The organism is Pedobacter nutrimenti, assembly GCF_003208655.1.
Lineage (GTDB): Bacteria > Bacteroidota > Bacteroidia > Sphingobacteriales > Sphingobacteriaceae > Pedobacter > Pedobacter nutrimenti.
The window spans coordinates 497208-512539 of the sequence record NZ_QKLU01000001.1; the positions used below are offsets into that span (position 1 = coordinate 497208).

Genomic DNA, 15332 nt, shown 5'->3' on the forward strand with positions numbered 1-15332 from the left:
TCTTTTTGAGTCTTTTTTTCTTTATGTCGGGCTTTAGTTTTTCTACCTGGGCATCCAGGATACCAACTATTAAAGCTGCATTTAATTTTAATGAAGCAGAACTTGGAACAATTCTTTTTGCGCTTCCAATTGGCTCATTAATGGGGTTGCCAATTTCAGGTTGGCTGGTCTCCAAATTCAACAGCCGTATACCTCTGGCGGTTGGGTATGGTTTGAATACAATTTCTTTGACACTGATTGGTTTTGCAACAAATACTGTAAGTTTAGTTGCAGCAGTAATCCTTTTTGCTTTTACAACTAGAATTTTTAATATTTCTGTAAACACTCAAGCAATTACACTACAAAAACAATACGACAGGAAAATTATTGGTTCTTTTCATGGTTTCTGGAGTACAGGTGGAATTGCAGGAATTGCATTTTCTACTTTTATGCTGGCACTCAATATCAGCCTGCAAACCCATTTTATTATTGTTGGAGCTGTAGCATTAATCATAACATGCTATGCTTTTCAATTTTTACTAAAAGGGGATCGATCTGAAAAAGGCAATAAAATCGTGCTGAGTAAACCAGATCCATATATTCTGTATCTGGGATTGGTTGTGTTTTTTTCTGCCATTTGTGAAGGGGGTATGTTTGATTGGAGTGGTATTTATTTTCAGGAAGTCATTAAAGTAAAGATATTTACCTATGGCTATTTGATCTTCATGACATTTATGGCTTTATCCAGATTTATTTCTGATTTGCTTATTGAAAAAATTGGTATGCCATCTTCTTACATAATGAGTGCGATTTTTATTGTATCTGGTATTTCAATGGCGATTATCTTTCCATATTTCTGGACAGCAATGATTGGCTTTTCCCTGGTCGGATTTGGAACAGCAGCCGTTGTACCGATGTCTTATGCCTTAGCGGGTGCCTCCAAAAAATATTCTCCTGGAATGGCCATTTCAATTATTGCTACTTATGCCATTACAGGTATGCTGCTGGGACCGCCATTGATCGGATATCTTGCTCATGCTTTTAATTTAAGGGTATCTTTTGTCGTTTTTGGAATATGTGGCTTAATGCTTGTTCCTATTACACAGCTATTTTTCAGGTACCGTGATTCCATCGAAAGATCAATAAGTTAAAGTGGCATAAACTCCTGCTGAAACATTACATTTAGGCTGGAATAGGGTTGGTAGGATTTTTTTGGTCAAAGAATTGCTTGTTTAGAAAATTACTGATCTGATTTTAACGTTGACAATTGATTCTATGCCACGCTGGATAAAAATTACACTTAGGGTATTTGCGGTTTTTATAGTACTGATCGTACTTGTTTTTACAGTTTTAGGGCTTTATGTAAACAGCCATAAAAAACAGTTATTGGCATCCATTACAAAAAAGTTAAATGAAAATTTAAATGGTTCTTTAACTGTTGGAGATATGGATCCCTCTTTTTTTAGTGGATTCCCAGGCGTTTCACTGGCTTTAAAAGATGTCGTTATAAAAGATGAACAATGGACTGTTCACCATCATAAATTACTTGAGGCTAAAAGTTTCAAGGTAGCGGTGAATGTCATTGCATTGCTTAAAGGAACCATCGAAATTAAAAAAATAGACATCAATCATGCGGCTGTATACCTGTATACAGACAGTAGCGGTTATACTAACACTGCTGTTTTTAAAAAGAAGGAGGAAGAAAAAAGAGCGGCAGATAAAAGAAGTGCTTCAGCAGAGTTCAGACGTTTTTCTTTAAACCAGGTCAGTTTTGTTCTGGACAATCAAAAAGGTGGAAAACTTTTTCAGTTTGAAGTGGATAAACTGGATGGAAAAATGGATTATCCTTTGTTAGGTGGCTGGCACGCAGATTTGAACTTAAAAGTATTGGTTAAAAGTCTCGCTTTTAATACTAAAAAAGGCAGTTTTGTAAAGAATCAGTTATTGGATGGACCGTTTTCGATTGATTATGACCAGTCTAAAGAACTGATCACCGTGGCAGAAAATCCCTTAAAAATAGGAAGTGAAAATTTTCGGATCGGAGCAAAGTTTTTGATTGGAAATGGTCCTGCTGACTTTACAATTAATATTAAAGCCCCCGAAATTTTATGGAGCCATGCGGCTGCTTTATTGTCTCCTAATATTACAGCTAAATTGAATATGTTTAACCTTGAAGCACCTATTAAGGTCAGCTGTGATCTGATTGGAAATATGGGGGCCGGGGGAGATCCCTCTATTGATGTAAAAGCGATAGTTAGAAAAAACTTATTGACTACGCCCGGAGGAAAGATTCAAGATTGTAATTTTGATGGTTTCTATACAAATGGCTATGTGAAGGGAAGAGGTTTTGACGATGCAAATTCGGCGGTGAAACTTTACCAATTTTCTGGAGATTATAATTCAATCCCGTTTTCGATTGATACGGCTGCAATCGTCAATTTAGAGCGTCCAATTGCTACGGGGGTATTCAAATCAAAATTCGAGATCAGTAAACTTAATCAATTGATTGGGCCCGAACTATTGAAATTTGGCAAAGGTAATGCAGATGTCAAGCTTAATTATAAAGCAGATATTGTAAATTTTCAGTTGACCAAACCTTATGTTCAGGGCTTTATAAATATTCAGAATGCAGATGTGGATTATGTACCCAGAAAACTGAATTTTAAGAACACAGCCATTTCGCTTGACTTTACAGAGAAAGACTTGTTTATTAAAAATATCAGACTTCAAAGTGGTAAAAGTATTGTCTATATGGAGGGCGCTATCCAGAATTTTCTGAACTTATATTATAATGCACCAGAGAAAATTATGTTAAACTGGAGGATCCGGAGCCCACAATTGTATTTGGGTGAATTTATCGGTTTTCTAAATGGAAGAAAACCAGTGTCCAGCCAAAAAACAAAACAAAGTAAAACGACTTTTTCTGAGGACTTAAATACGGTGTTCGATAAGAGTAATGTAAACATGCACATCGCGGTAGATAAAGTTTATTACAAAAAGTTTCTTGCTACGGAAGCAAAGGCTGATTTGTTGCTTTCGCAATTGGGCATGACCATTAAGAACGTAAGCGTAAAACATGCTGGGGGTGCCTTAATGATGAACGGCAGTCTATTTCAAAAAGGATCAGGTAACCATTTTTCCTTAAATGCCACAGTCGACAATGTTGATATTAGAAATTTCTTTTACTCTTTTGATGATTTTGGTTTAAAATCGCTAACTTCCAAAAATTTGAAAGGATTTTTATTTTCTAAAGCAAAGATCACAGGAGTTATTACCGAACGTGGAGATGTTCTAAAGAATTCTATTGACGGTAATATCGTATTTGATTTAAAGAGGGGGGCATTGCTGGATTTTGATCCCATTACCAGCGTTGGAAAGTTTGCTTTTCCACTTAGGGACCTGAATAATATTACCTTTAGCAATCTCAATGGAAACTTTGATCTCAACGGTGAAAAGATAAAGATCAACCCTATGCAAATCAGTTCAAGTGTATTGAATATGAATGTTGCTGGCGTGTATTCTCTCGGTAAGGGAACGAATATTGCATTGGATGTGCCACTGAGAAATCCGAAGAAAGATGCCTCTCTTGCCAGCGAGGAAAGGAAAGAGAAAAGAATGAAGGGGATTGTCCTGCATATTTTAGCAACTGATGGAGAAAATGGTAAGATTAAGTTTAAATGGAATAAAAATCATGATTAGAATTTAACTGTTCAGAAGGTTTTCCATCACAACGGTGTCCATTAAAATTTATTGATCGGGCTTAAGTTATTTCTTTAGACGTAAATTCAATTAAAATTTGCTTAGATTTAATTTCAAAATTAATCTGAAATGAAAAACAAAATTTATGTACTGTTCTATGCTGCTGCTGTGTTTGTTGCCTGCAAAGCCCCGAACAAGCAAGCTGCCACAACAGAAAACAAAAACTTTGCAAGTTTATGTGATAAATACTATGAAGATGGCTTGAAACTTTATCCTTTAAACGCAACTTATGCAGGGGACAATAGATATAATGATCTTTTACCCAATGAATATTCTGAGGCATTTATTAAGGAAAGTAAAACTTTTTATCAAGATTACCTGGACAGTCTTCAGCACTATAACAGGGAAGAGCTCAACGAAAACGACAAACTTTCTTATGATGTTTTGAAAGACCAGCTGGAGATCAATTTGGAAGGTTTTAAATATCATTTTGAATATCTGCCTTTTAACCAGATGTTTGCCTTGCCGCTTACTTTTGGTCAATTGGGTTCTGGCACCGGGGCCCAGCCTTTTAAAACAGTAAAAGATTATGACAATTGGCTAAAACGTGTGTCTGCTTTTTCTCTTTGGGCAGACACAGCGGTTGGGAACTTCAGAAAAGGCATCAAATCTGGTATTGTCCTGCCTAAAGCGCTTGTGATTAAAATGTATCCTCAAATGTATAGCATGGTGGTGGATGATCCAGTAAAGAGTTTGTTTTATGGACCTATAAGTCTGATGCCAAAAGATTTTTCTGCTGTTGATAAAAAACGACTAACTGAAGCGTACAAAGCTGCTATACTTCAGCAAATTGTTCCTACTTACAAAAAGCTTGGTGATTTTCTGAAAAACGAATACCTGCCAAAGGCAAGAACAACATCTGGATTTTCTGCTATGCCAACAGGAACGGAAATGTATAAATACCTGGTGCGGCAGCAAACTACCACCACTAAAAGCCCGGAAGAGATTTATCAGACTGGCTTAAAAGAAGTAGCAAGGATTAAGGCTCAAATGGATAGCATAAAAAACAAGGTTGGATTTAAAGGGGATTTAAATGCTTTTTTTGAGTATATGAGAACGGATCCAAAATTTATGCCTTACAAAACACCGGCAGAGGTTTTGTCTGCTTTTGAGAATATTCATAAACGGATGGAACCAAACTTAAAGAAGATGTTTAACCATACGCCTAAAACCCCATTTGAAATTAGACAAACAGAAGCGTTCAGGGCTGCATCCGCAAGCGCTGAATATAATCAAGGTTCTGCAGATGGTAAAAGGCCCGGAATATTTTATGTGCCTATATTGGATGCAACAAAGTTCAACACGACCTCGGGTATGGAATCCCTGTTTCTTCATGAAGCTATTCCAGGTCATCATTATCAAATTTCTTTAACACAAGAGAATACCTCTTTACCAAAATTCAGGAGATTTGGTATGCACAATGCATATGTGGAGGGATGGGCACTATATTGTGAGTCTTTAGGTAAAGAACTGGGGCTGTACACTGATCCTTATCAGCATATGGGTGCTTTGGGAGATGAAATGCATAGGGCCATCCGTTTGGTGGTAGATGTGGCTATTCACACAAAAAATATGACCAGAGAGCAGGCCATCAAATATATGATGGACAATGAGGCCATTAATGAACAAGGCGCAACTGCCGAAATTGAAAGGTATATGGGGATACCTGCCCAAGCCTTAGGTTATAAGACAGGGTCTATGAAAATTCGAGAATTAAGATCAAGATATGAACATCATCTAGGGAATAAATTTAACCTCGCGGAGTTTCATGACCAGGTACTTAAGGATGGTTCTTTACCATTGAGTGTGTTCGAACATAAAATGGACGATTGGGCGGCAACAAAGAAGTAAGGAAATTTAACTTTTCCTTAATGATAACTATTCAATGAATTAAAAACTGAATACTAATATTGACTAGTATTGTAAAATGCCCCTTGTACAATGGAATTTAAAAAGACATTAAAAACAGATAGATCCAAATATTTTAAATCTGATGATGAATACAAAAAATCATAAATAATGCGAAAAAGTATTCATGTTGTTGAAGATGATGAAGACATCAGGGACATTATCGGGTTTACTTTAGCAGAAGCAAATTATCTTGTCACTTCTTCGGCAACTGCGCTTGATTTTAAAAAATACATCAGACATGCTGAGCCAGATTTGATTTTGATGGACATCAGGTTACCAGACGGGGATGGTTTACAGCTGTGCAGAAATTTAAGAGAAGGTCTTAAAACAAGAGAAATACCTGTTATTCTTATGTCAGCTCATTTTCCTAAAGAAGAGATGGCAAAATTAAAGCTTGCAAATGATTTTTTGAGTAAACCATTTGAATTGAGGACCTTGTTGAAGAGAATTGAAAATAATATAAAGCAAGAATAATCTACAGGTAGGAATGGAGCTTTGACCGAATGCGAAATGCTTAATTTTTACAAACTATTTAGAGCATTCAATTGTTATGTAGGCATAAATAAAAATAGTATAACTTACACTCACATTGCAAATTAAACGTAATATTTAGTTACCTTTGTGGAAATTTTTAAACATTAATGAAGATATTTATCACAGGCCTTCCTTTAGAAGTAGGGGAAGATGAGTTAACAGCCGTATTTGGTGATTTCGGTCAAGTAAAATCACTTAGGATTATCAAAGATCGCGAAACTGGTCAGAGCCGTGGTTTTGGTTTTGTTGAAATGCCAAACGACGAGGAAGCTAAGGAAGCCATTAAAAGAATGAATGGTGGCGATTATAATGGTAATCGTATTAAAGTTGCTGAAGCACAAGAAAAACCAAATACCGGCGGAAATGCAGGAGGTGGCTTCAAACGCAACAACAACAGAGAAAGAAGCTTTTAATTGAGCTTTTGCTTACACAAGATCTGCAATTAAAATATAATAGCCAGCCGTAGCTACTACGGCTGGCTATCTTTTTATTAAAAAATAGTAAGGGTTATTGATGCTTAAAAGGTATAAAGCTTTCTGTTTGGTTTTTTTGATGGCTTATCTATCTGAACTTGTGTTGAGGTATTTAAAATTTCATGTCCCGGCTTTGTTGATACAATCTGTAGTTTCATTAATGCTACTCGCTTTTTTTGTGAATGTAACCAAATTACGGGGGCGTTTTCATAAAAGATTCTTTACGGGAATGATTTTTATGGCATTATCGGACTTGTTTTTTATGGCCGATGTTTCCTGGTTTTTGTATGCACTCATTGGATTCTTACTGGGCAATTTATTTTATACCAGGGCATTTTATCTTGATTTTCTTTCTGCCCAGGAACTGGATAAAAGAGTGGCCAGAATTGCAATTGCCTGCTGTAGTCTGGGAAGTATTGCTTTTTATCTTTATCTCCGGCCTTATCTGGGGAATATGAAACTACCTGTGATGGTTTACATTTTTGTGATGGCCATGATGCTGATGATGTCTGCATTCCGACGTTTGAGGGTCAATGAAATCAGTTTTAACCTCGTTTTTGCAGGGGCATTATTTTTAGCGTTCTCTGATGTGTTATTGGCCCATTTCAAATTTGTTGTTCCCTTGTCTGGTTCGAATGTCTTTGTTGGTGCAATTTATATGCTTGCCCAATTTTTGCTGGTTATGGGTGCTGCGGAGCGGAAACTTCTTTCTCCAACACCTTAAAGCTTAACGACAAACGTTCCCCATGTTCGTCAACTAGGGTGAGGGTGTGCTGACCAGCTACCGGACTTACGGCCAGTTGATGAAAATTTTTTGTTGTGGCAATATACTCTCCATCAATATGCCAGTAGATCTTAATGTTCTGCTCTCGGTGAGTTGCATTTAAAACAACTTTACCCCTGGTACCATCCAGCTCGAGTGGGATATACACAGCGGTGTTGTTCTTAGGATAGATCATGTCCATTACATAATTGTTTCCGTTCAAACCACAACCTGGTTTGAACGGAGGTAAGGGCTTATAATCACTGTTTTTTATTCTATAATAATATTCCATCGAAGGCGGAAGTACAAACCAAGATTTATGAAGCATAGAAACCGTTGATTCACAATCGTCTGTAACCTGCCATTTACCACTTGCATCCAAGTGTATAAGCTTATGGTAGGGACAGATATTGGTTTTTTGACCAGCTGCTGGAACGAATTCTTCTACCTGGTCCGGACAATTTTCGCCGGCTTTATAGCCACTTTGTTTACATATACGGATTTTCTTTAATTTGGTTTTGGGGGCCTGAAACCATTTGTCATTAGGAAGCTGACGGAAAATATCAAAAAGAACCGGGGCAGCGGTATCAATACCGGTTAATCCTGGACGCCCTTCTCCATCAGCGTTACCAACCCAAACACAGACCACATATTTAGGTGTTAAACCAATGGCCCAGCCGTCTCGGAAACCGAAACTTGTTCCGGTTTTCCAGGCCACACGTCTGGAGGAGGAAAACTGCTCCCACAAGCCTTCATCGCCTGGACGCATGAGTTCTTCCATGGCATTAAATGTTGACCATATTGAAGCATGATCAAATACGGAATTCACCTCAGTTTCATGTTCAAAATCCTGCTTCTTTTTTTCGCTAACATACAAAGGTGGATCGTAATCATGAGAATTATATCTGCCGGCATAGTCATTGAAATGGTTCAATGTCCTGGCCATACCCAGATAAGTCCTGGCCAGATCCCACATGGTCACTTCACTACCACCCAGAATAAGAGATAGACCATAATAATCAGAGGGTTTTGTCAACGTGGTAAAATGAAGTTGCTTGAGCTTATCGTAAAACCTTTGATACCTATAGGTTTGAAGCATCCTGACTGCGGGAATATTTAAGGAGCGGCTTAAAGCCCGGTCAGCAGGAATGGCCCCATCATAACCCAGATCAAAATTTTGAGGAGAATAACCTCCAATTTGAGTTGGAATATCGGGAATAAGTGTATGAGGAAGAATAAAACCATCTGTTAGCATACTGGCGTAAAGTAAGGGCTTTAGTGTACTGCCAGGACTTCTTGGTGCTTTTATCATATCTACATGGCTTTCTAGCTCTGTATTATCTGGTTGATAAATATTACCTGCATAGCTAAGGACCGAACCATTATTTACATCCAGTACCAATGCTGCGATGTTATTAATGTCATTAGAGCGGTACCGGTTGTTATAACGTTTTAGAAGGTTATTGATTTTGAGTTGAAGTTCATAATCCAGAGTGGATTTTATACGGGTACCGGATATCCCTAAAGCCGATTTTTCTTGTTTAAATCGATTGAGTAGATGAGGAGCATTTTGTGGCAATGGTTGTGGTTTAGCCGGAATAGGTTCAAACTTTGATAGATTTGCTGTTTGCTGATCAATAAATTTTAATTTTGCGAGTTTGTCTAAAAGATCATTCCTTTTTTTTATCAGTCTGGAAGAGTTTTTGCCGGGATGTACAAGAGCAGGGCTATTGGGTAGTACGGCCAGTGTAGCCATTTCCCCCCAGGACAAAGAAGATGCATTTCTTCCGAAATACCTCCATGCTGCTGCGTCCAGACCTACTACATTACTTCCAAAAGGAGCATTTTGAGCATACAAGCCTAAAATTTCATTTTTTGAGTAACGAATTTCCAATCTCAAAGCAAGTAACATTTCAATCAATTTCTGCCAGAAGGTCCGGTCTTCTTTCCGATAAAGACGGATGACTTGCATGGAAATGGTACTGCCACCACTAACTACACTTTTTGCCTTGAAATTTTGTATCGTTGCCCTGGTCATAGCCACAGGATCTACTCCAGGGTGGCTATAAAATCTTTTATCCTCAAATGCAATAATACATTTTGAGAATTTTTCTGGTATACTGTCCGCAGCCGGGAAACGCCATTGACCATCCTTAGCAATTGCGGCACTAAGTAATTCACCATTTGAAGCCTCAACAACAAAAGAAGTTGGCGCTATAAATAACCGGGAGGGAAGTATGAACCAGAAGATCAAAAATAAGATCAAACAAATCAGATCACTTATCCAGAATACTGGTTCATACTTAAATTTTTTACCCATTCTACTTGATTACCTGTACCCATTTACCGGCTTGCGTGGCACTAATGTTATTATTGTACATAGCTTCAGTTTGCACTGCAGAAAGGTAATACCTGCCAATGTACGAAGCATTTAACAGTACTTTATAGGTAACTGTTTCATTTTCACGAAGATTGAAATAAGTAAATACCCTGTCATCCCTAATGTCCCTATAGGTGTAAGCTGAAGAAGAAAGTATGTTTTCATTATCACTTAACCTGGTATTGATAATTTCCCAGCCGGAAGGAAAAATCTGAGTGAGTGCCATTTGCTCATAGGGCCCCATTTTTCCTGGATTCTTAATTACAACTTCTGCGTAAAAATCCAGTCCTTGCTTGAGGGTTGCCGGATCAATAGGTTTTCCATTTAACAACTTATAAGAAACGCTCATGTTCAGTGTTTCTGGATTATTCGGTAAAAAATTATTCTGATCTGCGGCTGGCTGCCCCTGAAGGATTAGTCTGGCAAAAAGAACTTTGTTTCCGGTATTATTGATCACAAGGTTCTTGGCTTTGAAAGAAAGCCCCGTTGTACTGATGTATTGGTCGGTATTGACATTGCCCTTTTTGCCATCAATAACATAGGTGTAGTTCAACTTATTGTTTTGAGAGGTCTGTCCACAGAATTTTGCAATGGAAAGTAAACTATAAGCTGTTGTTTGTGTGCTGTACCAGTCATCTTTACCCAGTTTTGCTGCAATAGGTTGCAGGAGTTGTGCAGCCTTGGCTTTTTGTCCCATTAAGGTTAAAGTTTCCATAATCATTGCGTCGTCCCGAAGATCTGAACCATAGGTTCCGCCCAATTGGGTATAAGGCTTAACATTGGTCTCGAGTCCTCTGATTAATTGATTTGCAGCATCCGTTTGCCCTGCTAACTTGTAGGCTGCTGCAAGTCTCCATTTGGCTGGTACAGAGATATATTGAAAGCCTTTTAATCTGTTCATGGCTGCCATGTCTGTTCTTTTAGCCAAAGCAAGTACATATAAACGATAAGCTTGTGATAAATCACCGCCATAGAAATTGGTACTGTTTGGTGCCCAGGCACTCGCTTTACTTTTAAGATAGCGTAAGAGTTCGTCCATTAGTCCAACGGGAATAGTATAGCCGGCATTTTGGGCTTCTACAAGGAAATGCCCAGCATAATTACTGCCCCATTCATCTGATGAACCAGCGCCTGGCCAGTAACCAAGACCACCATCACTTGTCTGGAAATTTTTAAGTCTCTGTATACCAGCTTTAATGTTTTTCTCCGTCTGCGCTTTTTGTTGTGCATTAAGCTGTGTTAATTTATCTATAAACAGTTGTGGAAACACTGCAGAGGTAGTTTGCTCTACGCAACCATGTGGATATTGCATCAGATAGTCCAGCCTCTTTTTGAGATTCAGGGGAGGAATTGATGAAATTTCTATTGCTCCTGAATTTGTACCAGCCATACCTATACCATTGTAGCTTTGAGTCCAGCTTTTACCTGGTTCTATTGTAGCAGAAACAACATTTGTTATGTAAGGATTTGGATTTCTGATGTCAATTTCAACATCATAAACTGCTTTTTCAGCACCACTTTGGGCTATAATTTTTACTTTTCCGATGCCACTGATTTCTGGTGCTTTAATTTCGAAGTAAGCCATTTGCTCACCAGGTTGTTTGTATTGTAACTGGATGGTTTTTGCCCCATCTACCTGCAAATTTTGTGTTTGAATCTGAAGGGTAACATTTTTTAGGCTCTTTTCAGTGGCAAAGACAGTAGCAGGGAGAGTGAAATGCTCTCCTGGACCAATCACCCGAGGAAGGGTTGCCAGTAGCATAAGGGGCCTTTTAACCTGAACTGATTTTTCCTGAAATCCATAGGCGCCGTCTTGTCCTGCAACAACCATGGCACGTACTGCACCAATATATTGAGGCAGTTTAAAGTGATGGGTTTTGCTCTCTCCTTTGGCAATTGCAAATGGACCAAGAAAAGTAACCACGGGTTTGAACCTGTTTGCTTTCGCGGGATTAAGATTTTTATTGATACTGCCATCACCACCTATACTCAAAATGCGTTCAAGATTGCCTCCCCAGGCCCCCAGAACATAATCAAAAAGATCCCAGGTTTTTACTCCAAGTCCTTCTCTTGCATAAAAAACAGCATGTGGATCTGGTGTTTTAAAGCGGGTAAGATCAAGGAGTCCTTCATCCACCAGTGCAATGGTATAGGTCATTGCCTTGCCGTTTTGTTCGCTGACATTAATGGTGTTGTCCGTTTCGGGTTTAATTTTATCAGCCATTTTGATGATTGGTTTCAAAATGGTTTCAGGATCCTCAATAGTTAAAGGAATAGCTCCATACATCCGAATAGGCAGGTCATTAACCGTTTGGGCGTGGGGCTGTAACAACGTTACATTGGCGAAAACATTAGGAGTCATGTTTTTTTCCGCTTTAAATTTGAACTGAGTTTGCCCTGTCTTAGTTTCTGTCCAGAACGTTTTTAGTACCCTGCTGCCATTTTCTATTGAAATTAAAGCCCTTCCTCCTTTACCGGAAGGAATGGTAAGAACAATATCTTCACCCACTTTGAATTTCGTTTTATTGGCCGTAAAAGAGAGCATCGAAGCTTCAGTTGGATTATTGGCTTGCTCTCTTTGTGCCCAGCCCGGCCAGTCAATATAGACATCTTTTCCAGTTACATGAGCACCATTCTGACCTCTGACTAAAATCAAATAACGCCCCCATTCGGGTTCGTTCATTCTTAAGGTCCAGGCTCCTTTTCCATTATGGAGAACTACTGTGGTTTTTTTTATGAGTTTATTGTATTGGTTCTGGGTAAAGTTTGCATACACATCCTGATTGTCCTGTTGCCACCACCAACGCCATTGAACTTTATAAAGTTCTACCTCTACAGAGCTGCTATTGCCCAATAATTTTCCATCTCTGTCAACGTTGACAATATCTATCTGGTGGTCCTTACCAGTAACGAGCATTCCGCTGAGCCTTTCACCTTCGGGAGTTTTTATTCCGTAATAATGATCATAAACATGATACGGAATACTGAAATTATCAATGCTGAAATTACCTCCGGCCTCAAAGACTTTTGTACTAAAATTAGCCTTAAGCATTCCAGGGGCATTTTTGTTTTCATTCAGATTGGTGTTTATTACAGCTGTTCCATTTTCATTTAATGTTCCTTCGAATATGGTTTTAACCTGTGACTGATAACTCACTGTTGGATTGTCAAATGTATAAGCCTCAAATCCTTTAAATGTTGTTTTCATTGTGTTGAGGTTAACATCCACTTTGGCTTTAAGGTGTTTACCAGGAGAACCAAAGAGCCAGTTTGCAGTGAGCAAAGCCGTCGAAGTACTGCCAGTACCGAGATAGCTGCGTTTACCAATGTCAAAATTAATCTTTAAACGATTGGGAATAACTGTTTCAATTTTAATGGATTTACTGAAGGTTGAACCCCCGGCTTTAATTTTCACAAGCCAATTACCAGTAGGGGCGGTACTTTCAGTAGCTGTTTTAAAAGTATAGAAGCCATTTAAAGCGTTTCCATTAACAATTTTTTTAATAATTTGACCCATGGGATTATAAAGCTCAAAAGTAACAGGGTAGGCGGTGGGAAGTTTTTTGAGTTTATCCTCGAGTACAAAGGAAAGATATAGGGAATCTCCTGGACGCCAGACTCCACGTTCACCATAGATTAACCCCTTAAGCCCATTTTGCACCACGTCACCACCTACATCAAAGCGACTTAATGGAAGAGAACTCCCGTCATCAAGCTTTAGGTAGCCACGCTCTTCACCATTTTTTGCGATGAGAAGAAAAGGCTTTCTTTTTAGATCAAAACTAGCCAGACCATCACCATCTGTTTTGATACTAAACAATATTTGTTTCTGATAATCCAGCAATTCTATAGTTACACCACTTATGGGTTTGGCTGTCAGTAAATCTGTAGCGATAACAACCATGCTGTTATCATTTCCTCGTTTAGCAACCAGGCCAATATTAGAAGCAATTAAATTTCGGCTTGCCCATTTATCATTTGTATAATAAGAAGGAGTACAGGGGTTCTCTCTATCGTTCCACCGATAACCCTTTGGATAATAATTATTATACCGACTCCAGAATTCGTCGTCCTCATCTATTTTTTCGCCATAGTAATCATTGTAATCGTCTTCACCATCAGAAACAGTTCCAGATTCTGTGTTGCTTACAGTGGCACAGGCAAAGACGTTGTAACTTTGTCTGAATCCGATTGTGATCCTGTACATGGCGCCGGGTTCTGTCCGGATCATTTTATCCAGGTCAAGCGTAAAACGGTTCTTCTTATGTAGGTTGAGGGATTTGTCCTCATCCAGCCTGATGGTCTTTTGAACTATAGGTCTTCCGACACGTCTTAATTCGGTACCATCTTTATAATTATTATTTTGAAAGAATTGCGGAATATTATTCTCATAAATTTTTATGATTGTAACATCTACCGCCTTCAAATTAATTGCTTCGAAAGGCAACACAAGTTTACCTGAGTTTGGAATAATGGTTCCGCTGCCGGCAATGAAAACCGCAGGCGCTTTTTTCTCAAAAATGATATTGCCTGTTTTGGTTGTTCCCAGTTTTTTAGCATTTATGTTTTCTATACCGGGATTAGCTGTTAATGTATAATTTCCATCCAAGGCGTCGGTTGCATATACTTTTAACTGACTGCCTTCAATGGTAAATCTTAAATCTGATAAAGTGCCAAGTGTGACTAATCCGGACAGGTCCTGTGCGACATTAAGGGGTTCAGAAAACTGGAGTAAGGCATAGTCTTCCTGGTTTTGTATTGATTTCATATTCAATACTTTAAATTGTCCAAGGGCAGGTACCATAAGGTTTTCTTCGCCTTTGTTTTCTGCCCCGATACTGTTGCTGGACCATTTCAAAAGAAGTTTTTCTTCCTTCTTTGTTTTCTTTATACTGTCAATAGTAAAAGAGGATGTATATTTTGCCGGATTGTGCTGCCATTTGACATGAAGTGCTTGTCCAAAGTCAATGCTTAAAGCTTTTTCGATTAACTTGGGATCCTCCTGATCAGAAGTACTGATTTCTCCGCTTAATTTCATGTAATCAAGTGAAGTGTTGTTCTGAGAAACCAAACCGTTCTGAGTCAGGTTAAGACCAGGAGAAATAACTTTAAAATCAAAGTTGAACTCTTCCATACCTTTCTCGGTAGGGGTTACTTTATCCAGTTTGAATGTACCAGTGTAAACCTTTCCTGATGTTAAGGCTTCGTCGGGTCTGAATTCAACAGTTTGGGCATCAATCCAATAGGTCTTTCCTTTTATACCTGGAGAGAAATCAAAAAGATCCCGGTCATCCGGAGTACCCAGATTGCCCATAGTTTTCACCTGGCTGGCTAAATGAAGCCGGATGAAGCTTTTTTTCGATATTGTTCCTGAAGTATAGGCTTCTATGTATTTAGAGTAAGCCTGATTATGATCATTTGTTTTTTTCTTTTTAAAAAAGAAAAATGCGCCAACTCCCAAAATAACGACAAGGGAAGTGATAAGAATGTTTTTTTTGTTCAGTAGGGTAGACTGTTCAATTTTCATAGACTG

Annotated in this window: 8 protein-coding genes; 6 read left to right on the forward strand and 2 right to left on the reverse strand. The window is 38.5% G+C overall.

The features are described from left to right. Nucleotides 1–23 precede the first annotated feature (23 nt). From B0O44_RS02015 to B0O44_RS02040, 6 genes are all read left to right on the forward strand, one after another. Nucleotides 24–1130: an MFS transporter gene (locus tag B0O44_RS02015; protein WP_245943588.1), complete on the forward strand. Its 1107-nt coding sequence runs from the start codon at nucleotides 24–26 to the stop codon at nucleotides 1128–1130. A 124-nt stretch (nucleotides 1131–1254) separates the two neighbouring features. Further along, nucleotides 1255–3678: an AsmA family protein gene (locus B0O44_RS02020; RefSeq protein WP_110827024.1), complete on the forward strand. Its 2424-nt coding sequence runs from the start codon at nucleotides 1255–1257 to the stop codon at nucleotides 3676–3678. Between the two features lie 129 nt (nucleotides 3679–3807). Continuing rightward, complete coding sequence (locus B0O44_RS02025; RefSeq protein WP_110827025.1) at nucleotides 3808–5589, forward strand: DUF885 domain-containing protein; 1782 nt, start codon at nucleotides 3808–3810, stop codon at nucleotides 5587–5589. 168 nt (nucleotides 5590–5757) lie between these two features. Then, nucleotides 5758–6123 (forward strand): response regulator, encoded by a 366-nt coding sequence (locus B0O44_RS02030; RefSeq protein ID WP_110827026.1) that lies wholly within the window; start codon nucleotides 5758–5760, stop codon nucleotides 6121–6123. A 167-nt stretch (nucleotides 6124–6290) separates the two neighbouring features. Next, nucleotides 6291–6596 carry an RNA recognition motif domain-containing protein gene (locus B0O44_RS02035; RefSeq protein WP_108555963.1) on the forward strand — a complete coding sequence of 102 codons (306 nt, stop codon included), beginning with the start codon at nucleotides 6291–6293 and terminating at the stop codon, nucleotides 6594–6596. Between the two features lie 220 nt (nucleotides 6597–6816). Continuing rightward, nucleotides 6817–7380 carry a lysoplasmalogenase gene (locus tag B0O44_RS02040; RefSeq protein ID WP_245943527.1) on the forward strand — a complete coding sequence of 188 codons (564 nt, stop codon included), beginning with the start codon at nucleotides 6817–6819 and terminating at the stop codon, nucleotides 7378–7380. On the opposite strand, the gene pbpC is transcribed toward B0O44_RS02040, so the two are convergent. Beyond that, nucleotides 7337–9739, reverse strand: coding sequence for a penicillin-binding protein 1C (gene pbpC / locus B0O44_RS02045; RefSeq protein WP_110827028.1), 2403 nt, complete (start codon nucleotides 9737–9739; stop codon nucleotides 7337–7339). The genes B0O44_RS02040 and pbpC overlap by 44 nt on opposite strands. A gap of 1 nt (nucleotide 9740) precedes the next feature. After that, nucleotides 9741–15326 carry an alpha-2-macroglobulin family protein gene (locus B0O44_RS02050; RefSeq protein ID WP_110827029.1) on the reverse strand — a complete coding sequence of 1862 codons (5586 nt, stop codon included), beginning with the start codon at nucleotides 15324–15326 and terminating at the stop codon, nucleotides 9741–9743. Nucleotides 15327–15332: the final 6 nt, after the last annotated feature.